A 20,194-nucleotide genomic window follows, 5' to 3' on the forward strand; every position below is an offset into this window, starting at 1 on the left:
GGGGACCGGCCGGCCCCGGTCCGCAGGGCCGTTCGGCCCTATCCGGGCGGTGGCGGCGCGGTGTGAGCTGGTTGCGGGGTCTGTGCGAGCGGGCTCCGGCGGGGGCGCCCGCACCCGGTGCGCTGCGCCCCCGCCGGGCCCGGACGTGGCGCCTCCGCCCGGCCCGACATACTGCCTCGTATGGAACGGACCGATACGGACATGACCCCGCAAGTCACCCCGGAAGGCGCGGCGGAAGGCACGCCGGGAGGCATGCCCGGAGGTGCGCCCGGCACGCCGGAAGGCGCCTCGGAAGCGGCTCCCTTGCGGGTCTTCATCCTCGACGACCACGAGGTGGTCCGCCGCGGCGTCCGCGACCTCCTCGAAGCGGAGCCGGACATCGAGGTCGTGGGGGAGGCGGCCACGGGCCGCGAGGCCCTCTCGCGCGTGCCCGCGTCCCGCCCGCACGTCGCCGTCCTCGACGTGCGCCTCGGCGAACGGGGCGAGGAGGGCGGCGACCACGGCGGCATCGAAGTGTGCCGCGAACTGCGCGCCCGGATGCCCGGACTGGCCTGCCTGATGCTCACGTCCTTCGACGACGACGAGGCCCTCTTCGACGCCATCATGGCGGGCGCCGCGGGCTACGTCCTCAAGCAGATCAACGGCTCGGAGCTGGTGTCCGCGGTGCGGACGGTGGCCACGGGGAAGTCGACGCTCGACCCGCGCACGGCGTCCCGGGTGATGGCCCGCCTGCGCGAGCCGAGCGAGCCGGAGGTGCCGGAGACGTCGGAACTCGACCGCCTCTCGCCGCGCGAACGGGAGATCCTCGACCTCATCGGCGAGGGCCTGACGAACCGCCAGATCGCGGACCGGCTGTTCCTCGCGGAGAAGACGGTCAAGAACCGCATCTCGTCGATCCTGGCGAAGCTGGGGGTGGGGAGAAGGGTGCAGGCGGCGGTGATCGCGGGGAAGGTGAGGAACGGCTGAGGGAACGGGCGGACGCCTGATGGCTCACGCCTGACGGCTCACGCCCGGCAGGCCGCCGCCCGCACCCGCCACGGGGGCTCAGTCCGGCAGGGGCACGCCCCACACGATCCGCGTTCCCCCGCCCTCGGGCGACTCCACGGACAGGTGCCCGCCGTGCAGTTCGGCCCGGGACCTCATGTTGGCCAGCCCGCCGCGCCGGGGCGCGGAGCCGACGCCCACGCCGTCGTCGGTGACGGTCAGGGTGGCCGAGGAGGCGTCCACGGTCAGGGCGACGTCCACGCGGCGGGCGCGGGCGTGGCGGGCCGCGTTGCTCAGGGCTTCCACGGCCACTGCGAGGATCTGCTCGGCGAGTTCGCCGGGGACGTCGGTGTCGGCGGGGCCCTCGATGCGCAGGGCGGGGGCGAAGCCGAGCGTCCGCGTGGCCGCCTGCACGGCCTCGGCCATGCCGCGCCGCAGGCTGGGGCCGCCGCCGCGGCCGTCGCCGGCCGTCCGCAGGCCGAAGATGGTCGACCGGATGATCTGGATGGTGGTGTCCAGGTCGTCGACGGCCCGGCCGACGCGCTCGGCGGCCTCGGGCCGGTCGATCAGCCGGGTGGCGCTCTGCAGGGTCATGCCGGTGGCGAAGAGCCGCTGGATGGCCAGGTCGTGCAGGTCTCGGGCGATGCGGTCGCGGTCGTGGAGGACGGCCAGCTCCTCGGACTCGGCGCGCCGCTGGGCGAGTTCGAGGGCGATCGCGGCCTGATCGGCGAAGCCGGAGATCAGCTTCACCTCGGTGTCGTCGAAGGGGGGCCGCCCGGGCCGCCGGTGCAGCCGCAGCGCGCCGCACGCGCCGGGGCCGGAGGGCAGGGGGACGACGACGGCGGGCCCGTCGCCGGGCGCGGTGTCGACGGCGTCGTCGCCGTCGTGGACGACGGCGACGCCGTCCGCGTCCGCGACCTCCCGCGCCCGCTCGGCGATGAGCTTCAGGGCCTCGTCCGCGTCCGTGCCGGACAGCAGGCTGCGGGTGATCTCGCCGAGCGCCTGCAGCCAGCGCTCGCGGCGGCGGCTCTCGTGGTACATGCGGGCGTTGTCGATGGCCACGCCCGCGGCGATGGAGAGCGTGGTGAGGACGGCCTCGTCGTCGGCGTCGAAGGCGGCGCCGCCCCGCTTCTCGGTGAGGTAGAGGTTGCCGAAGACCTCGTCGCGGACGCGCACCGGCACGCCCAGGAAGGTGCGCATGGGCGGATGGTGCTCGGGGAAGCCGTAGCTGCGCGGGTGCCGGTTGAGGTCGGTGAGCCGGAGCGGGGCGGGGTTGTGGATGAGCTCCCCGAGAATGCCGCGGCCGCAGGGGGTGCGGCCGATGCGCGCGGCGAGGCCCTCGGACATGCCGACGGGCAGGAACTCCGACAGCGTCCCCCCGTCGCCGACGATCCCGAGGGCGCCGTACTCGGCATCGGTGAGGGTGACCGCGGCCTCGACGATCCCGTGCAGGACCTGGGGGAGCTCCAGCCCGTGACCGAGGCTCATGACGGCGTCGAGGAGCCCGCGCATCCGATCGGCCGACGGTAACCCGCCGGCTATGTGATCACCGGTCTGATCTGCGGTTTCGGTCATGACTGCTCCCCGGGCCAGATACCTGTCCAGCAGCGTACGACAGGGCCGGCCGGCCCCGGGAAAGGGGCCCGCACGGCCCTGCCGCAACACCACGCCACCGGCAAGACTGACGGCAGGCCGGGAGGAGCCGCGTCCCCCTCCCCCGTTGTCCGGAACTCCTCCCGGCCCCGCTCACCGTCAGCCCGTCCCCCGCCCCCCGGCGGCCTCCGCGCCGCTGTCCAGGATGGGGCGGACGACCACGGGGTGCCCGGTCAGGCCCTCGGGGCCGGGGCAGCGGGTGATGCGGGCGGCGATTTCGGTGACGCGCTCCGGGGTTGCGCAGTCCAGGACCCAGTAGCCGGCGGGGAGCGGGGTCGTCCCGTCGTACGGGTCGTCGGTGATGACGGGGACGCCGTCGGGGCCGCTGGTCACCCAGAGGGTCTGCGCCGGTTCGGCGAGGCCGTTGGCGTCGATGAGTTCGCCGGACGCGGCCAGGTCCTCGCCGATCTTCCCCATGAAGGCGAACATCGCCTGCAGGTCCTCCTCGCTCCACGCGGGGCTGTGGGCGGACGCCCTGCCGCTCATCGCGTCGTAGTCGGCCTGCGAGCCCTGCACCATGACGAGGTACCTCATGACGCCACTGTCGGGGATTACCGGGCAGTACGCCCGGCCGGGTGAGTCGGGCGGTCAGCCGGGCGGGGGGACGTGTGGGGGCGGTCGGCGCGGGCACATGTCGGGTTCCGGGGGCGGCGGACGACGCGAGAAGGAGGCTGCACGCGATGAAGGCCCTCATCTGCGGCGGTGGGATCGCGGGGCTCGCCCTCGCGCGGTGCCTCGGCGACCACGGCTGGGAAGTGGTGGTCCTGGAGAAGGCCGGCGGCCTCCGCACCCAGGGCTACATGATCGACTTCTTTGGCCCCGGCTACACGGCCGCCCGCGAGATGGGCCTGCTGCCCCGGCTGCAGGAGCTCGGCCACGCGGTGGACGCCCTCCGCTACGTGGACGAGGAGGGCCGCACGCGGGCCGGCCTGAGCTACGAGCGCTTCGGCAGGGCCGCCGGCGGCCACCTGATCAGCATCATGCGGCCGGACCTCGAACGGGCGCTGTACGAGAGCCTGCCCGGCAAGGTCGACGTGCGCTTCGGGACGGGGCTCACCGCGATCACCCACCGCGCGGACGGCGCGGCCGCGACGCTGACCGACGGCACGGAGGTCGCGGCGGACGTCGTCGTCGGCGCGGACGGCGTGCACTCGGCCGTCCGCGGGCTCGCCTTCGGCGACGACGAGCGCTACGTGCGCCGCCTCGGCTTCCACACCGCGGCGTTCGTCTTCGAGGACCCGGAGATCCACGCCATCGGCCGGAGGAACTTCGTCCTCACCGACACGACCGACCGTCAGATGGGCTTCTACAGCCTGCGCGACGGCCGCGTGGCGGCGTTCGCCGTCCACCGCTCCGCCGACCCCGCCCTGCCGGACGACCCGCGGGAGACGCTGCGTCGCGAATACGGCGGCCTCGGCTGGGTCGTCCCACGGGCGCTGCGTGCCTGCCCGCCCGGCGACGAGGTGTACTACGACCTGGTCGCCCAGGTCGAGGTGCCGTGCTGGAGCCAGGGGCGGGTGACCCTCGTCGGCGACGCCTGCTCCGCGGTGTCCCTGCTCGCAGGCCAGGGCGCCTCGCTCGGTATGGCCGGCGCCTACCTGCTCGCCGAGCAGCTGGCCGGGGCGCCGTCGGTCGGGGCGGCGCTGCGGCGGTACGAGGAGAGGTGGCGCCCGGTGGTCGAGGAGAAGCAGCGGGCGGCCCGGCGGGGCGTGCGCTGGTTCCTCCCCGGCTCGCAGACGGAACTCCAGGCGCGCCGCCTGGCCCTGCGCGCCGCCCGCCTCCCGGGTGTGGACCGCTACGTGGCGACGGCGCTGGCGGGGAGGACGAGGGGGGTGCTCGGGCGGGCGCTGAGGTAGGGGCGCAGGGCGAGGGTGTTGTCAGACGAGGGCTGCGGCGGTCAGCGCGAGGGCGGAGCCGGCGAAGACCACGGTGTGGCGGACGTTCTGCAGGACCCGGGTCCAGGCGGGGAAGGCGCCCTCGGCGGCCTTGAGGAAGGCGGGGACGTCGACCCGCAGCAGCTCGGGGTCGCCCTTGCGTCGGAACGCGGCCCGGACGGACTTCACGGCGCCGAGCTGGCTCTGCAGGATGGCGATGTTCGCGAGGAGCGCGATGGAGGAGAAGACCCAGGTGAGGGTGGTGCCCCAGGAGCTCCCGGCCAGGTTGAGCACGGCGGCGGCGACCATGGCGGCGGCGAAGCCGCCGGGCGCCCACCACTCGTGACCGCTCGCGTCGAAGCGCAGCTTGTTCTCCTCCAGGACCGCCGGGCGGACGCCCTGCCGCTGCAGCTCGGCGACGGCGGCGGTCTTGGCGGCCGCCCCGAAGCGGTGGCGCAGCAGCGGAATGCTGGCGAAGGCGGCGGCGACGAGGATCTGGGCGACGGCGGCGAGCGTGTTCATCAGGGCGGTTCCTTCTCCTCGGGGTGGACTCTCGGAGGACTTGAACTAAGTGCAAGTCCTCGATGACGAGGACTCTAGCCCCGAACTTGAACACTGTGCAAGTGCTTACCTGAACATTGTGCAAGTCGGCTTGCGGTGTCCTATCGTGAGCGCATGCCACGCGAGACGCTGACCCGGGAACAGATCGTCACGACCGCCGTCGAGCTGCTCGACGAGGACGGGCTGGAAGGGCTCAACATGCGCAGCCTCGGCCAGCGCCTGGGCTCGGCGGCCACCGCCGTCTACTGGCACGTCAAGAACAAGGACAACCTCGTCACGCTCGCCGGCGACCAGGTCTGGGGCGAGATCCGGCTGCCGGATCTCGACGCGGTCGACTGGCGCACCGCGGCCACCGCCATGGCCGGCGACCTGTACGCGATGTTCACCCGTCACCCCTGGCTCGTGCAGGCCTTCGCGACCCACCTCTTCCACGGCGCCGGCAAGGCGCGTCACGACGACCACAACCTGGCCGTCTACGAGAAGGCGGGGTTCGTGGGCCCGCAGGCCGACCTGGCCGCCGCCGCCGTCTTCACCTACGTCCTCGGCAACGCCTCCGGCGCGGCCGCCTCGGCGTCGCTGACCCGGAGGATCGAGCGCGACGGCGGCGATGCGGAGGAGGTGTTCGCCGCCACGATGAAGGAGGCCGCCGAGACCGCATCCCGGTTCCCGCGCCTGCGCACCCGCATCGAGGCCGCCGAGTACGCCGAAGCGCCGGACGACACCTTCGACTTCGGTCTCCGGTCCCTCCTGGACGGCCTGGAGTCCCGGCTGCGCGGCGCGGCCGACTCGAAGGGTTCGCCTGCCACGGCGTGACGAGCGCCGACAGCCCGCTCCCCGCCCCGCTCCGTTCCCCACCCCTTCCCCGCCCCGTTCCCCGCTCCGTTCCCCGCTCCGCGCCCCGTTCCCCTGCCCCGCTCCGCGCCTCCCGCTCCCGCCTCCATCAACCGGGACGCCCTGTACGCGCTGGACCCGGTCGCCAAGCCGTTCACGGCGGCGCACGGAGCTGATTGCCCGACCGGTGTCTGACCGGTGCCTGACCGGTGCCTGACCGGTGCCCGGGCGGGCCTCCTGTGCCCGGACGGGCTTCAACCTGGCCGGGCGGATCGCCGAGAAGGCCACGGGCCTCGCCTGCGAACAGTCCGTCCGGCACCGAACTGTCTCCGGACCTCCCGACCTCGTAGCGCTCGCGGCGCCCCTTCTGCGGCGCCGTGGAGAAAAAATTTTTACCCGCGCAGCAAAATTACCCTTGATCAACTAAGTCGCCCGTGCATAAGGTTACGTCCGTCGTAAAAATCGTCTGGATCGAGGGATTCGTATTGCGCAAGCTCACCTACTTCGTCGGCGCCACCATCGACGGCTTCATCGCCGCCCCCGACGGTGACTTCGACTTCTTCATGCCGCACGTCACCGAGGACTTCGTGCCGCACCTGATCGCCGAGTACGCGGACGCGCTCCCGACCCCGGGCCGCGCCGCCCTCGGAGTCGCGGACGCCCCCAACACCCGCTTCGACACCGTGCTCATGGGCCGCGGCACGTACGCCCCGGGGCCGGCCGCCGGCCTCACCAGCCCGTACGCCCACCTGCGGCAGATCGTCTTCTCCCGCTCGCTCACCACCAGCCCGGACCCGGCCGTCGAGGTCACCGCGGAGGACCCGGTGGAGCTGGTCCGCCGGCTCAAGCAGGAGGACGGGCTCGGCATCTGGCTCTGCGGCGGTGCCGACCTGGCCGGCCGGCTCCTGCCCGAGATCGACGAACTGATCGTCAAGCAGTACCCGGTCGTGGCCGGTTCCGGCGTCCCGCTCTTCCGCGCCGGCTTCTCGCCGCGCACCTTCAGGATCACCGACAGCCGCGTGTTCGAGGGCGGGAACGTCGTCCTCACGTACGCCAAGGCGTCCGAGTAGAGCCACACCCGCCCAGCCGGGCCCTGCGCGATCCACCGCCCGAACCCGCCCCGCCCTGCCCCGCCCCGCACTTGCCAGGAGATGCCCTGAACGTCACCACCTCCACCCTGTCCCTCACCGTCGCCGACGTGGACGCCTCGCGTGAGTTCTTCTGCACCCACCTCGGCTACCAGGTCGGGATGGCCGCCGACGGCTTCGCGTCCTTGACCCGCGGTGATGCCGCTGCCGACCTCGTTCTGCTGCGCCGCGGCACCGAGGTGCTCCCGCCCGAGCAGCGCGACCGGCAGGCCACGGGCCTGATCTTCGCGCTCACCGTCACCGGCATCGAGGCCGAGGAGGAGCGTCTGCGCGGAGCCGGTGCCCCCATCACCATGCCGCTGCGCGAAGAGCCCTGGGGCGAGCGGCTGTTCCAGCTGACGGACCCGAACGGAATCGTCGTCCAGCTCGTCGAATGGGTCACCCCCGAGGAGCCCGTGCAGTCCGAGGAGCCCGTGCAGTCCGAGGAGCCGGAAGAGCCGGAAGAGCCGGAGGGGCCGGAGGCGCCGGTGCCCGCCATGCACGTGATCGCCCCCGCCGCCGAGAACGTCACCGAATCCCCGAATGCCCGCATGACCGGCCTGGCCGCCCCCAGCCGGGGCAGCACCGAGCTCAGCACCTGGACCGTCGCGATGGAGGCCGGGCGGACGGGTCCCGAGCACTCCGTCAGCCGCGAACAGGTCTGGACGGTGACCGCCGGCGTCCTCGAAGTCACCTGCGACGGCCGCACCGAGAAGATCGCGGCCGGTCGGACCGTCGTCCTGCCGCCGGACGTGCTCCGCCGGGTCCACGCCCCGCAGGCGGCAGAGGCTCACGTCGCCATGCGCGCGGACGGCGTGGCCTCCGTGCCCGGCGTCGACGGCACTCGGACCCTGCCTTGGGCTCAGTAGCAGCCCCATAACGGCCTATAGCGGCCCGCAGTAGCTCGCGGGCCCGCAGAGCCCGCAGAGCCCGCGCAGCCCGCAGCAGCTCACAGCGCTCCTTGCGGCCCTTGGCGGCCCTTCCCTTCGCAGTCCACTCTCCCGTGACGGAGGCAGCTTGTCCGTGCGCATCACCGCCCTGACCGACCCCGACGAGGACTCCTCCGGCCGCCGCCTGGCCTGGCTGGCCGCCGACCCCGACGGCAACCCCGCCGGGTACGCCTTCCTGCGTCTGTTCACCAAGGAGGGTCAGCGCCATCTCGCCGAACTGAGCATCCAGGTCCACCCGGCCGAACGGCGCCGTCAGGCAGGCTCCCGGCTGCTCGATGCGGCCTTGGCCGCCGCCCGCCGCCACGGCCGGCGAAGCGTCATCGCCCGGGCCGAGTCCCACTCCGCCGGGGCCTCCTTCCTGACGGCAAGGACCTTCCGCCCGGTACTGGCCCTGACCTACGCCCGGCTGGCGCTGGCCGACGCGGACCTCCCCGTGCTCACCGCGATCGCCGGGGAACCTCACGCCGGGTACCGGCTGACGGCGTGGGAGGGAACGGTTCCCGGCGAACTCGCCGACACCTTCGTGGCGTCGCGCCGGGCCATGGACGACATGCCGATGGGAGCCGTCGACCACGGCACGGTCGTCTGGGACCTCGACCGGGTACGGGCGGCGGCCTCCGCCGTCGCCGCGCGCGGAGACCTCCTGCACACCGTGGCGGCCGTCGACCGCTCGGACGGCTCCATCGCCGGCTTCACCGAGCTCGTGATCCCCGGCGACGCAACCGGCGACGGTCAGCACTACGGCACGGCGGTGCTGCCCGAGCACCGCGGTCACGGCCTCGCCCGCTGGATGAAGGCCGCAGCGATCGTCCAGGCCCGCGAACGCCACCCCCGGCTCGGTGGCCTGCTGACCGACACCGCCGACAACAACCCGTACATGAGGCGCATCAACGACGAGCTCGGCTACTTGCCGACGCACACGGCTCACGAGTTCCAGCTCGACCTGTAGACCGACCAGGGCCCCGACCGGTAACCGGACGGGGCCCTCATCCGCCCTGCTGGGCGGTGGCGCTGTTCGACCACGCCGGCGGCGTGGGCCCGCGCACCGGATGCTCAGCCCGTCGGCTGAGCAGGCTCGGCCGCCCCGTCGGCCGCCCCGTCAGTCGGCTCGTCAGCCGCCTCGGCCTGCCCGCCACAGAACACCGCCTTGACGAGCCTCTGCGTCGCCTTCTGGAACGGCTCGGCCAGGGACATCGCGGCGTCGTCCACATAGTTCAGCGAGGCGGTCAGGGTCCTACTCCCGTCGGGCGTGCTGTACATCAGCGCCGCATGGCCCGCGATGCCGCCGTTGTGGGTGATGACGGTGCCGCCGCCGTCCGTGTCCTGCACGAACACCCCCAGGCCGTAGCCGACCTTGGGATGCGGCTTGCACATCTCGGCCAGCAGCGGGGCCGGCAGGAGCTTGCCGCCCACGAGCGCGGAGATGAACGTGTGGAGGTCCTTGGTGGTCGAGATCATGTCACCGCCGCTGGAGATCCAGGAGGGGTTCTGACGGGTGACGTCGACCGTCTTGACCGTCTCGATGGGCTCGGCCGTCTCGGCCGTCTCGGCCCTCTTCTGCCGGCCGGCGTCCTCGTACCGGTAGTAGGCATGGGCGTGCGGCTCGGGGAGCTCCTGCCGGGTATCCGGCACCACGGTGCCCGACAGCCCGAGCGGCCCCAGGATCAGCCGCCGCATCTCCTCGGCGAGCGAGCGGCCGGTGGCCTTCTCGATCAGCAGCCTGGCCAGCACGTAGTTGGTGTTGGAGTAGCTCCAGTCCGTCCCCGGCTCGAACCGCGCGGGCTTGGACAACGCCAGCCGCACCAGCTCCTCCGGCCGGTAGGTCCTGAACCGGTTGTCCACCCACTCCTGGCCCTGCCAGGGGATCCCGGGCGCGACCGTCCCGTCGTCGTAGTACTCGCCGGTGAAGTTGAACACCCCGCTGGTGTGCTGCAGCAGCATCCGCACCGTGATCCGCCGGTCCAGCCCGAACTCGGGCAGGTGGTCGGCCACCGGGTCGTCCAGCCCGAACTCGCCCTCGTCCACCAGCTGTAGCACCAGGGTCGCGGTGAAGGTCTTGGTGTTGCTGCCGATCCGGACGTGCCCGTTCGTCGGCGGCTTCGCGGCCTCGCCCAGCTCGGCCACCCCGGCGCTGCCGACCCACTCGCCCCGCTCGTCGTGCACGCGCAGCGACAGCCCGGCGAAACCGGAATCGACGATCTCCTCGATGGCCTTCTGCAGCTCAGGGCGATCCTGCCCGGCTCCGGCCGTCGGCACGGCCCCGCTGTCCGCGGTGGCCACCCCGGCGGCGTCGAGGGCTTCGGTGATCTCGGGGGTCGTGTTCGTCATGCTGCTGCTCCTCAGAGGCTGCGGGACAAAGGCTGTGGGTCAGAGGCTGCGGGCGGTGATGTTGCCGTAGGCGGTGGTTGCGTGGATGTCGAGCTGGGTGTCGGTGCTGTCGGTGTTCTTGAGGGCGTTGTGGATGCGGCCGTAGGAGGTGCCGGCGTCCAGGGAGGCGGAGACTCCGCGGGCGGCGCCGATGGTGATGTCGCCGGCCTCGGTGCGCAGGGTGACGGTGCCGTGCATGGCTTCGGTGATGTGGAGGTTGCCCTTCTGGGTGCTGATCTGGGCGGGGCCGCCCAGGCGGCCGACGGTGATGTCGCCGGCGGCGAGGGTGAGGTGGGCGTTTGCGGTTTCGTCGAGCTTGATGGAGCCGTGGGCGCTGTTGAGGGTGACGTCGCCGAGGCGTCCGACGCCGCGGATCTCGGCGGTGGCGGTCTTCGCCTCGATGCGGGAGCCGGCGGGCAGCTGGATGGTCACCTCGACGGATCCGGGGTTGCCGAGGGTCCGGGTCTCCGCCGCCGGGTCCGCGATCCGCAGGACGCCGTCGCCGTATTCGACGGTGGTCCGCTCCGCGGCCTTCACGTCGCGGCCCTTGGAGGCGTCCGCGGGCAGGACCTCGACGGTGGTGTCGGTGCGGTCGGCTGCGATGAAGCGGATGCGTCCGGCGGGGATGTCGAGGACGGCGGCGACGGCGGCGGGGGTGTGGAACTTCTGCATGATGTTCTCCTGCGACTCGTTGTTTCGAACAAGGGAAACGCTACGTTGCATTCCAAAGCTCCGCAACGACTTCGTTGCGCAAAAACAACATCACCGCAGGTCAGGGCGTAAAGATCGTTGCAACAGCCCTGAACGTAACGCAACGAAAGCCACCTCTCTCGTTGCAATGAATTGAGAGTGAACGCTATGCTGGTGGCATCAAGGACCATCAAGGGGCACGAAGGAGACCGCGATGCCGGGAGGCAGGCTCACCCAGCAGGACCGTCAGCAGATCGCGCTGGGACTGGCCGACGGCCTCGCCTACGCGGAGATCGCCAGACGTCTGGACCGTCCGACCTCGACGATCACGCGTGAGGTGATGCGCAACGGCGGCCCCACTGCCTACCGCGCCGACCTGGCCCACCGCGCCACCGAACGCCGCACCCACCGGCGCAAGCAGGCCGCGCCCCAGGGGCCGGCGGCGTCCCCGCAGGCCCACGGGCGCGACGCCGAGGCCGTGCGCGAGTACGAGGAGCTGTTCACCACCGTCCTCATGGCTTCGGGCATGCCCAAGATGACGTCCCGGGTGCTGGCCTGCCTCACCCTCACCGACTCCGGCAGCCTCACCGCCGCCGAACTCGTCCAGCACCTTCAGGTCAGCCCGGCGTCCATCTCCAAAGCGATCACGTTCCTCGAGAGCCAGAGCCTCGTCCGCCGGGAACGCGACGCACGCCGCCGCGAGCGCTACGTCGTCGACGACGACGTCTGGTACCAGTCGATGATGGCCAGCGCCCGCGCCACCGCCCAGCTCGTCGAGATCGCAAGGCAGGGCGTCGGCATCCTCGGCCCCGACACCCAGGCCGCCGCCCGCCTCGAAAACATCGCCCGCTTCGTCGACTTCGTCAGCGAGAGCATCACCCGCGCCGCAGAACAGGCCCGCGACGTCCTCCACACCAAGCCCGTAGCGACCCCGGGCGCCACCGCCGAGCCGCACGCGGACCGCGAATAGGCAACCGCCTCGTCGGCCACACGCGGGTGCTGGTGGCCGGCGGCGGACCGCCGACGGCGGACGGGGGCTTCCCTCTGGCCCGGTTGCCAGCCCGGATGCCGACCCGGATGCCGACCCGGACGGCCGGGAGCCCGCTGTTGATCACGCCGTGCCGTCCCGGCGAGCACCGCCTGCAGCCCGCTCGCCGGGCCCGGGCCCGGGCCGCCGCAGCCGCCGTCGCCGACGGGCGTTGGCCCCGGCGGACGCTGCTGGACGGCGGCGGATGAGACCAGGACTGCCGCTGCTTGTCGTGCGCCTCACTCCGGCCCAGGGCCGAGATCCGCAAGCGCGGCTCCCAGCCGACGTGCACCTTCGGTCAGCTCCAAGCGGTCGGCTGTGGCGGCGAACCCGATGCGCAGGTGAGCCGCTGGTGGCTCGGTGGCGAAGTAGCGGCTGCCGGCGCTCACGGCCACGCCTCGTTGCCGGGCGGCGCTCGTCAGTACGGTGTCGTCCACGCCGGGCGGCAGGCGAACCCACAGGTGGAGTCCGCCGGTGGGCAGCGCGGCCAAGGACGCGCCGGGGACTCCCTGGGTGATCGCGGCGGCCAGCACGGCGCACCGCTCCCGGAGCGCCGTGCCGAGTGACCGGACGTGCCGGTCCCAGGACGGGGAGCTGAGCACCTCCAGCGCGGACTCCTGGAGCGGGCGGGTGACGAAGAAGTCGTCGACCAGGCGCACCGCCCGCATGCGCTCCATCACCGGCCCGCGGGCCACCAGTGCCCCGATCCGCAGGCTCGGCGCCGCGGGCTTGGTGAGTGAGGTCACGTAGACGACCGTGCCGTCGCGATCGTCGGCCACCAGTGGCCGCGGCACCGGGCCGCCGTGTCCCAGGTGCCGCGCGAAGTCGTCCTCGATCACGAACGCGCCCGAAGCGCGCGCCACGTCGAGGATCTGGCTGCGCCGTTCGGGCGCCAGCACGGCGCCGGTCGGATTCTGGTAGGCCGGCTGGCAGTACAGCAGTCGTGCGCCGGTCATCGCGAACGCGTCGGCCAGCAGGTCGGGCTGGACGCCGTCGGCGTCGAGCGGCACCGGCACCGGCCGCAGCCCTGCGGCGCGGGCCGCGGCCAGAGCCCGGGGATAGGTGGGTGACTCCACCAGGACCGGGCTGCCGGGCCCGGCGATCGCCCGGAACGCGATCGACAGGGCGCTCTGCCCGCCGGCGGTGACCAGCACGTCCTCCGGTGCCACGCTGCCGCCCACGATCCGGGCGAACACGGTGCGCAGCGCCGTCAGGCCGCCGGCCGGGGCCCGGTCCCAGGCGTCCGGACGGCGTGCCGCCCGCGCCAGCGCCGCGCTCAGGGCCCGGGTGGGCTGGAGTGAGCGGTGCACATAACCGCCGTCCATGGTGATCGTCCCGGCCGGTGGCGGTCCGAGCGGGTCGGCGATCAAGTGGGTGTCGACGGCGCGGTCGGTGAGGGCGACCGTCTGCCAGTCCGTGTTCCCGGCAGTGGCTCCGTCGTCGAGCCGGGTGCGCTGCGCCACGTACGTCCCACTGCCCGGACGGGTCACCACCGCGCCTTCGGCGGCCAGTGCGGCGATGGCCCGCGCCACGGTCGCAGGGCCGACCCGGTACTCCTTGATCAGCTCCCGGCTGCTCGGCAGCCGGTCGCCGGGGGAAAGCCGGGAGAGCAGCGTCCGCAGACTGTCGGCCAACTCACCAGAAGTGCTACCGTCATTCATGAGAGATGAGAATAGCGCTACTGGATCTGCTCCGGAAGCACTTCAGCTGGACGTCGCCGCCCTGCGGGCCGACACCCCGGGGTGCCGTCAGGTCATCCACTTCAACAACGCGGGCTGTGGCCTGCTGGCAGCCCCGGTACTCGACGCGATGGTCGGCCATCTGCACCTCGAGGCGCGGATCGGTGGTTACGAGGCGTCGGCCGTCCAGGCCGCCGAAGTCCGCGCGTTCTACACGGAGATCGCCTCCCTCATCAACACCACGCCCGACAACATCGCCTTCGCGGGCAGCGCCACCCACGCCTACGCCAACGCCCTGTCGTCGATCCCTTTCGAGGCCGGCGACGTCATCCTCACCACCCGCGACGACTTCGTCTCCAACCAGATCGCCTTCCTGTCCCTGCGCAAGCGATTCGGCGTACGCATCGTCCACGCACCCGACGCACCCGAGGGCGGGGTCGATGTGGAGGCGATGGCCGCGCTGATGCGGACCCACCGCCCGCGCCTGGTGTCCGCCACCCATGTCCCCACCAACTCGGGCCTGGTCTCGCCGGTTGCCGAGATCGGCCGCCACTGCCGCGAGCTGGACCTGCTCTACCTGGTCGACGCCTGCCAGTCGGTGGGCCAGTTCGTCATCGACGTGGAAGAGATCGGCTGCGACCTCCTCACCGCCACCTGCCGCAAATTCCTCCGCGGCCCGCGCGGTTCCGGATTCCTGTACGTCTCCGATCGCGTCCTGCGCGCGGGCTACGAACCGCTGTTCATCGACATGCACGGTGCCCGCTGGACCGGACCGGGCGGCTACGAGCCCGTCGGGACGGCGGCCCGGTTCGAGGAGTGGGAGTTCCCGTACGCCACGGTGCTCGGCAGCGCCGCCGCGACGCGCTATGCCCGCAAGGTCGGCATCGAGGCGATCGAGCAGCGCACGCCGGCGCTCGCGGCCCGGCTGCGCGACCGGCTCGTCCCCGTACCCGGAGTGCGCGTGCTCGACCGCGGCCCACGCCTTGCCGCACTCGTCACCTTCGGCGTGGAGGGCTGGCAGCCGCAGCCGTTCAAGGCGGCCATGGACGCCCGCGGCATCAACTCGGCACTCAGCTTCCGCGAGTTCGCGCAGTTCGACTTCGCGGACAAGGGCGTCGAATGGTGTCTGCGCCTGTCGCCGCACTACTACAACACCGAGGAGGAGGTGGACCACGTCGCCGCCGCGGTCGCGGACCTCGTCGGCCAGGGACGGCGATGACGGCTACGGAGACGCGCGCCGAGGAGCCGTCCACAGAAAGTCTGTGGCGCAACGGCGACTTCCTCAGGTTCTGGCTCGGCGAGACACTCTCGCTCCTCGGCACCCAGATCACGAACCTCGCCCTGCCGCTGACCGCGATCACCGCCTTCGACGCCACCGACGAGCAGGTCGGTGTCCTGCGGTTCCTGCAGCTCGTCCCCTACCTCGGGCTCGCCCTGGTCTTCGGGGTGTGGGTGGACCGGGCCCGGCGTCGGCGGATCATGCTCGGCGCCAACCTCGTCCGGATGGTCCTGCTGGCCCTCGTGCCCGTCCTGTACTGGACGGACGCGCTCAGCATGGTCTCGCTCCTGGCGATCGCCTGTGCCGTCGGCGTCGCCTCGGTGATGTTCGACGTGAGCTGGATGTCGTACGTGCCCACTCTCGTACGCGACCCCAAGCACTATGTCGAAGCCGGCGCCAAGATGGGGATGAGCTCATCGGCGGCGGACGTGGCGGGACCCGGGCTCGCCGGTGTCCTGGTCGGCGCCCTGACCGCACCCGTGGCGCTGATCGTGGACGCGTTCTCCTATCTGGTGTCCCTGGTCTCGCTGCTGCTCATCCGCACCCCCGAGCCCCACCCTCAGCCCCTGGCCGCACGACGGCACGTGCCGACCGAACTCCGGGACGGCCTGCGCTGGGTCCTGAAGAACCCGGTCCTGCGGTCCCTCGCGCTCATCGGATTCTGCTGCAACTTCTCCATGGTGACCGTATGGACCATGTTCCTGCTGTACGGAACACGCGACCTGCACCTGGAGTCGACGACCCTCGGCGGCATCTTCGCCACCGCCTCCGTGGGCGGACTGATCGGCGCGGCGATCTCCCGGAAGGTCATCCGGCGCTTCCGGCTCGGTCTCGTCTACCTGGTCGCCCAGTCGGCCCTTCTCGCCGGCCCGATGCTGATCGTCCTGGCCACCGGCCCCCGGCCGGTGATGGTGGTGATGTTCGTCCTCTCCTTCTTCATCACCTACCTCGGGCTCGGCGTCGCCGGCGTCGTCATCGTCAGCCTGCGCCAGGCCAGTACCCCGCAGTCGATGATGGGCCGGATGACGGCGGTCTTCCGCACCCTGCTGTTCGGCGGCGGCGCACTCGGCGGCCTGTCCGCGGGTCTGCTGTCGGGCGGGATCGGCGCCCAGGACGCGCTGACCGTGGCGGCGACCGGATCCGCCGCCGTACTGATCGTCCTCCTCCTGTCGCCCGTGAGCCGACTCCGCGACCTGCCCTCGGCACCGGAAGAACCCGTCACGGCGGCAGCGAACGGGCAGACCGCAGACTGAGACGGAAACTGAGCCGGAGAACGTCGAAGGGCCCCACCGCAAGCGGTGGGGCCCTTCGAGTCGTGCCCGGTGAGGCACTGGCGGAGGATACGAGATTCGAACTCGTGAGGGGTTGCCCCCAACACGCTTTCCAAATGTTCGTGTGGGTGGTCGGGCGGGTGTGGGACGGTCCTGACCTGGGGTGGAGCGGCTCGTGGGAAGGCTGGCGAACCGGGTTGGACGGGGCCGAATGAGACCAGAACTGAGACCACTCGAGTCCTTGTCCTCGCAGGTCAGGGAGCTGAGGTGGCTCGCCGGCGAGGTGGCGGTCTTTACCGGCAATCGAGTGCTCATCACACTACCGACCAGGTCCAGCGAGGGGGAGCCAAGATAGCCAACCGGCGGAGGCGTCGACGTTCTGCGGCGAGGCGTAGGCGCGAGGCGATAGCCAAGGCCGGCTTAGTGGGCGGGGGGCTGCTCCTGGTCGTGCTTGTGGTGTTCTGGTCGTCTGTCTGGCTGTACCTCGTGGCAGTTGCTGCGGTGGGTTGTGTGGCTGCGTTGGCGTGGTGGCTGTGGCGGACGGACCGATTGCTGCGGAGCCGGGATCGCGGTGGGCGACAGCAGGAGGCGGTCAAGGCCGGGCACCGGACCATTCGACTGGACGGGGCCGTGACCAGCGGACCCCGGCTGAGCGGCTCCGGTGGCCCTGTGCGCTGTGTGCACCCGCCCGAGCTGTGTACGAGCGAGGGCGGGGTGACTGCCTGCCGATGCGGTGCTCGGATCTCCGCCGACTACCGGGCACTCGGAGGCGCAGCGCTGGACATCGCCGAGCGCCGGTCTGACCCGCCGACCAGGCGTACGAACGCCACCACTGGCACGCTCACCCTCGGCGGCACGAAGCGTAAGGACGAGGCGGCCCCCGGCATCTCCGCCGCCCGGACGCAGTCGACTGGACTCCCGTCCCGGCCCCGGGCTGATGCACCTTCCTTCCGGGTCGGGTCGGCAAGTGCACGACGGCACAGGGACGGTCTCCGTGCCGGTGCAGCGCTGTGGAGGCAACAGTGGACGACCTCGTACCACCGGCCCGGCGCACCACCAGCTTCGAGAAGCTGCTCACGACGAAGGCCTATCGCCGGGTTCGGACGCCGGGCGAGTGCCACCAGTACAAGAAGGCCGCCGGCTCCTCGGACGGAGCCAAGACGTACGACACGACGGCCACTTGATCTGATCACGCCCCGCGCCCGGGGGCTCGGTGCACATGCCGGGCCCCGGGCCTGACCGCAAGGGAAGGGAACACCTTGATCACGTTGCGCCTCACCCCGTACGCGAGCACTTCGTGGAAGTGGGACGGTCGCCGGTACGTCACCAGCGATGGCACCAGTGGGATCACCCCGTTCGACCACCCCATGATCGAGCGGACCGCCGTCACGGACGGCACCCGGACCCTGCTCGTCGTACGGGAACGGGTGAGCGGCCGCCCTGCCGCTCACCCGGGCCCCCGCAGCGTCAGCCCCGCCGACCTGGAGGTCGGCCGTGGCTTCGCCGAGCAGTGGCCCACGGACTACTTCCTCGTCGAGGCCGCGCCCGGGTACCCATGCCGCGTGACGACCGGGCCGGATGGAATCGCACCGCTGTACCTGGCCCACGACACCGCGAGCCTGTACGGATCGTGGGACATGGCCGACCTCCGCGAGCACGCCGCCGGCCTCAGCCCCCGCGAAGTCGCCCGCTTGCTGATCAACGCCCCCGCTACAGCACGGAGACCGTGTTCAGGGGGATTTACCGCCTCACCGAGCGCCCGATCGCCACGTTCGGGGGCCACCGCGCAGGCGCGGTCGCGCATGACAGGCCCGCGCCCCGTGAGGGGGCGCGGGCCTGCGTGCCGGCTGAGGGCGGGTGGTCAGGCGAGCCGGCAGGCGCCGGCAGCGCGGTCCGGCCGGACCTGGGCGACCGGGCCCTGCACGGTGTTGCACAGCTGCTCCGCCAGCGGCAGGTTCGAGCTGCCCAGCAAGCAGCCGATGCTGTTGAGGTCGTTGGTGCGGTTGGGGGAGGGGCTGGCGGCCAGGTACCCCGCGCAGGCGGGGCCGTCGGCGTGGGCGGCCGGTGCGGCGATGACCGCCCCGCCCGCGATCAGGGCCGCGGCACCTGCCGCGGCGGAGAGGCGGGCCCGGAAGGTCGAGGTCATAACGTTTCCTCACGAGTCGGCGAGCACGGGCGAAACATCGGACCGGAATATGAGCTTCCAGCCACTCGGTTCGGTAACCACACAATGCGACGATCGGTTACGTCGCTTGCGGTGTCACTGGCAGCGCGCGGCGGTGCGCACCCCGCGCGAGGCCTGTCGCCCCGCGCCCCCTGCCTGCCGGCCGGTTCCAGGGAATGCCGCACGGCGGGCCAGGGAACCTCGACCCACCTGCACGCTTGGGGGTGCCCCTGGGCGCCATGCCGCAGCCGCTGGGGCCGACTGGCGGGTCAGATGGTTTCGCTGAAGTACACCGAACGGAACTGGTTCTCGGGCACGTCGTCCTCTAGCTCCCCGTTCGCCTTCAGGATCATGTGGTCGCCTTTGCAGCCGGTTTCGAACCAGAGGTGGGCATACATGTCGGTCTGGTTGTGCGGCGCGTTGGAGGTATCTTCCGTGTCCGGGTCGTCGGACTCCGGGATGTCGTGGCAGGGCTTGGTGTCTTCGTTCGCCGGGTCGGTCAGAGCGAACCTCTTAAAGGTCTCGCTCGTCTTGTCCCAAGCCTTGTAGCTGAAGGTGCCGGTGGCGGCGTCCGATGAACCAGGCAGCATGAGGACCAGAGCGAGAGCGGCCACGGCAGTGGACGCGGCACGACGGAACTTCACGATGGCGGGATTCCTTCCGGAGGGTTGCTCGGGCATGAACTGGCGAGAAGCCGGAGAGACGGACCGGCCCCTCTCGAACGCCCCGCGGGGCGCGTGGCACGGGATGCGGACCAGCCGGACGGCGCCCGGTCACTGCCATCACGGCAGCGCTGGCGGGAGTCTTCCGGCCGTGACGGGCAAGGGAAGTTGTTCTGCGGCATCGGACCCGCACGGGGCCACGCACCACGGTCTGCCCAGCCATCTCGTCGGCCGATCCCAAGAACGCCACGACCACGCGAACGAGCGAGCGCCCCCACACCGCTCCCGCCACCCGGGATACCTCCACGCTCCGGCGTCTCACCGCGAAAGCCCCTTGCGTAGCCCCTCGTCGCGGGCTCACCGCGCCGCGGTCAAGCAACTGCGGGTGCTGCGCGCAACGCGCGCCGGGGGCAGCCCGACGCCCTGGCGGAAACGGGCGAGCCGCCGGACAGGCCGGTGTCCGGAGACTCATGTGAGGTGCCACAGGCCCAGGTGGGGCTATCGGGAGATAGGCCGGCTCCCGAAGGGCACCGGCGGCCGGCCTTCCGCGTCGCGTACGGTCTCGTCCGCGCCGCACCCGGAGCAGGTCTGTACGGTCACGGTCAGTGGCGAGACGGGATCGGCGCCGGGCCCCTCGGCCGTCTCGAACCGCGTGATCAACCTGTCCACCGACAAGCCTGTCGATTTCGCCAAGATCTTCCGCGCCCTGGCCGGTGACGAGGGCCACACGGCCGGCTGGGAGGCGTAGCGTGCCAATCCGTTCGCCCGCGGCCGGGTGAGGGGGCTTCCGGCCGACTGAGACCAAAACTGAGACACGCACGTCGAAGGGCCCCACCGCGAACGGTGGGGCCCTTCGACAACGTGCCCGGTGAGGCACTGGCGGAGGATACGAGATTCGAACTCGTGAGGGGTTGCCCCCAACACGCTTTCCAAATGTTCGTACGGCGGTCCAGCGGGGGTCGGGGGCGTCCTGACCTGCGGCGTAGGGAAGTCCGGGGCGAGCGCCGGACCCCTCTGGACGGGGGTGAACGAGACCAAAACTGAGACCAAGGCGCGGTGTGACTCGGCAGCCTGT

The 20,194-nt window shown here is 71.8% G+C and carries 18 protein-coding genes; 10 read left to right on the plus strand and 8 right to left on the minus strand.

Going from position 1 to position 20,194, the window contains the following annotated elements; all coding sequences use genetic code 11:
* Positions 1–252: 252 nt before the first annotated feature.
* Positions 253–966, plus strand: coding sequence for a response regulator (locus tag AS857_RS24875; RefSeq protein ID WP_058047035.1), 714 nt, complete (start codon positions 253–255; stop codon positions 964–966).
* 78 nt (positions 967–1,044) lie between these two features.
* On the opposite strand, the gene AS857_RS24880 is transcribed toward AS857_RS24875, so the two are convergent.
* Both AS857_RS24880 and AS857_RS24885 read right to left on the minus strand, forming a co-directional pair.
* Entirely contained in the window at positions 1,045–2,496 is a 1,452-nt protein-coding gene (locus AS857_RS24880) for a sensor histidine kinase (RefSeq protein WP_058045468.1), read from the minus strand.
* A gap of 240 nt (positions 2,497–2,736) precedes the next feature.
* Entirely contained in the window at positions 2,737–3,171 is a 435-nt protein-coding gene (locus AS857_RS24885; protein WP_058045469.1) for a YciI family protein, read from the minus strand.
* Between the two features lie 146 nt (positions 3,172–3,317).
* Here AS857_RS24885 and AS857_RS24890 point away from each other — a divergent pair, with 146 nt between their 5' ends.
* Positions 3,318–4,493, plus strand: a complete 1,176-nt coding sequence (locus AS857_RS24890) for an FAD-dependent monooxygenase (protein WP_058045470.1) — start codon at positions 3,318–3,320, stop codon at positions 4,491–4,493.
* A gap of 21 nt (positions 4,494–4,514) precedes the next feature.
* On the opposite strand, the gene AS857_RS24895 is transcribed toward AS857_RS24890, so the two are convergent.
* Entirely contained in the window at positions 4,515–5,033 is a 519-nt protein-coding gene (locus AS857_RS24895; protein WP_058045471.1) for a hypothetical protein, read from the minus strand.
* A gap of 153 nt (positions 5,034–5,186) precedes the next feature.
* Between AS857_RS24895 and AS857_RS24900 the strand changes: the two genes are divergently transcribed.
* From AS857_RS24900 to AS857_RS24915, 4 genes are all read left to right on the plus strand, one after another.
* Positions 5,187–5,885, plus strand: a complete 699-nt coding sequence (locus AS857_RS24900; RefSeq protein WP_058045472.1) for a TetR/AcrR family transcriptional regulator C-terminal domain-containing protein — start codon at positions 5,187–5,189, stop codon at positions 5,883–5,885.
* A gap of 503 nt (positions 5,886–6,388) precedes the next feature.
* Positions 6,389–6,973 (plus strand): dihydrofolate reductase family protein, encoded by a 585-nt coding sequence (locus tag AS857_RS24905; protein WP_058045473.1) that lies wholly within the window; start codon positions 6,389–6,391, stop codon positions 6,971–6,973.
* A gap of 71 nt (positions 6,974–7,044) precedes the next feature.
* Positions 7,045–7,899 carry a VOC family protein gene (locus tag AS857_RS42130; RefSeq protein WP_338058278.1) on the plus strand — a complete coding sequence of 285 codons (855 nt, stop codon included), beginning with the start codon at positions 7,045–7,047 and terminating at the stop codon, positions 7,897–7,899.
* A gap of 148 nt (positions 7,900–8,047) precedes the next feature.
* Complete coding sequence (locus AS857_RS24915) at positions 8,048–8,929, plus strand: GNAT family N-acetyltransferase (protein WP_058045474.1); 882 nt, start codon at positions 8,048–8,050, stop codon at positions 8,927–8,929.
* A gap of 104 nt (positions 8,930–9,033) precedes the next feature.
* Here the strand turns inward: AS857_RS24915 and AS857_RS24920 are convergent, their stop codons facing one another.
* Both AS857_RS24920 and AS857_RS24925 read right to left on the minus strand, forming a co-directional pair.
* Positions 9,034–10,308: a serine hydrolase domain-containing protein gene (locus AS857_RS24920; RefSeq protein ID WP_079110604.1), complete on the minus strand. Its 1,275-nt coding sequence runs from the start codon at positions 10,306–10,308 to the stop codon at positions 9,034–9,036.
* A gap of 39 nt (positions 10,309–10,347) precedes the next feature.
* The gene (locus tag AS857_RS24925; RefSeq protein ID WP_058043112.1) at positions 10,348–11,019 is read right to left on the minus strand and encodes a DUF4097 family beta strand repeat-containing protein; all 672 of its coding nucleotides are present in this window, start codon (positions 11,017–11,019) and stop codon (positions 10,348–10,350) included.
* Positions 11,020–11,251: 232 nt separating this feature from the next.
* Here AS857_RS24925 and AS857_RS24930 point away from each other — a divergent pair, with 232 nt between their 5' ends.
* Entirely contained in the window at positions 11,252–12,007 is a 756-nt protein-coding gene (locus AS857_RS24930) for a MarR family transcriptional regulator (protein WP_058045475.1), read from the plus strand.
* A gap of 296 nt (positions 12,008–12,303) precedes the next feature.
* Here AS857_RS24930 and AS857_RS24935 read toward each other — a convergent pair whose 3' ends face one another.
* Positions 12,304–13,725, minus strand: a complete 1,422-nt coding sequence (locus AS857_RS24935) for an aminotransferase-like domain-containing protein (RefSeq protein ID WP_058045476.1) — start codon at positions 13,723–13,725, stop codon at positions 12,304–12,306.
* Here AS857_RS24935 and AS857_RS24940 point away from each other — a divergent pair.
* The 3 genes from AS857_RS24940 to AS857_RS40480 all read left to right on the plus strand — a co-directional run bounded on the left by AS857_RS24940 (position 13,724) and on the right by AS857_RS40480 (position 17,477).
* On the plus strand, positions 13,724–14,962 hold the full coding sequence (locus AS857_RS24940; protein WP_058045477.1) for an aminotransferase class V-fold PLP-dependent enzyme: 1,239 nt from the start codon (positions 13,724–13,726) through the stop codon (positions 14,960–14,962). The two genes, AS857_RS24935 and AS857_RS24940, sit on opposite strands and share 2 nt — an antisense overlap.
* On the plus strand, positions 14,959–16,275 hold the full coding sequence (locus AS857_RS24945) for an MFS transporter (protein WP_058045478.1): 1,317 nt from the start codon (positions 14,959–14,961) through the stop codon (positions 16,273–16,275). Before AS857_RS24940 ends, AS857_RS24945 begins: the two co-directional genes overlap by 4 nt.
* A gap of 1,040 nt (positions 16,276–17,315) precedes the next feature.
* Entirely contained in the window at positions 17,316–17,477 is a 162-nt protein-coding gene (locus AS857_RS40480) for a hypothetical protein (protein WP_173864801.1), read from the plus strand.
* Between the two features lie 677 nt (positions 17,478–18,154).
* Here the strand turns inward: AS857_RS40480 and AS857_RS24950 are convergent.
* A complete protein-coding gene (locus AS857_RS24950) occupies positions 18,155–18,439 on the minus strand; it encodes a hypothetical protein (RefSeq protein WP_058045479.1) in 285 nt (94 codons plus the stop codon).
* Positions 18,440–18,726: 287 nt separating this feature from the next.
* On the minus strand, positions 18,727–19,101 hold the full coding sequence (locus AS857_RS24955) for a hypothetical protein (protein WP_058045480.1): 375 nt from the start codon (positions 19,099–19,101) through the stop codon (positions 18,727–18,729).
* Positions 19,102–20,194 lie beyond the last annotated feature (1,093 nt).

It is taken from the genome of Streptomyces roseifaciens (assembly GCF_001445655.1).
In the GTDB taxonomy this organism is placed as follows: Bacteria; Actinomycetota; Actinomycetes; order Streptomycetales; family Streptomycetaceae; genus Streptomyces; species Streptomyces aureoversilis.

Bases quoted from the DNA above. Each gene is read 5' to 3' on its own strand.
- AS857_RS24875 (WP_058047035.1), top strand. From the start codon at position 253: ATGCCCGGAGGTGCGCCCGGCACGCCGGAAGGCGCCTCGGAAGCGGCT.
- AS857_RS24880 (WP_058045468.1), bottom strand. From the start codon at position 2,496: ATGCGCGGGCTCCTCGACGCCGTCATGAGCCTCGGTCACGGGCTGGAG.
- AS857_RS24885 (WP_058045469.1), bottom strand. From the start codon at position 3,171: ATGAGGTACCTCGTCATGGTGCAGGGCTCGCAGGCCGACTACGACGCG.
- AS857_RS24890 (WP_058045470.1), top strand. From the start codon at position 3,318: ATGAAGGCCCTCATCTGCGGCGGTGGGATCGCGGGGCTCGCCCTCGCG.
- AS857_RS24895 (WP_058045471.1), bottom strand. From the start codon at position 5,033: ATGAACACGCTCGCCGCCGTCGCCCAGATCCTCGTCGCCGCCGCCTTC.
- AS857_RS24900 (WP_058045472.1), top strand. From the start codon at position 5,187: ATGCCACGCGAGACGCTGACCCGGGAACAGATCGTCACGACCGCCGTC.
- AS857_RS24920 (WP_079110604.1), bottom strand. From the start codon at position 10,308: ATGACGAACACGACCCCCGAGATCACCGAAGCCCTCGACGCCGCCGGG.
- AS857_RS24925 (WP_058043112.1), bottom strand. From the start codon at position 11,019: ATGCAGAAGTTCCACACCCCCGCCGCCGTCGCCGCCGTCCTCGACATC.
- AS857_RS24930 (WP_058045475.1), top strand. From the start codon at position 11,252: ATGCCGGGAGGCAGGCTCACCCAGCAGGACCGTCAGCAGATCGCGCTG.
- AS857_RS24940 (WP_058045477.1), top strand. From the start codon at position 13,724: ATGAGAGATGAGAATAGCGCTACTGGATCTGCTCCGGAAGCACTTCAG.
- AS857_RS24935 (WP_058045476.1), bottom strand. From the start codon at position 13,725: ATGAATGACGGTAGCACTTCTGGTGAGTTGGCCGACAGTCTGCGGACG.
- AS857_RS24945 (WP_058045478.1), top strand. From the start codon at position 14,959: ATGACGGCTACGGAGACGCGCGCCGAGGAGCCGTCCACAGAAAGTCTG.
- AS857_RS24950 (WP_058045479.1), bottom strand. From the start codon at position 18,439: ATGACCTCGACCTTCCGGGCCCGCCTCTCCGCCGCGGCAGGTGCCGCG.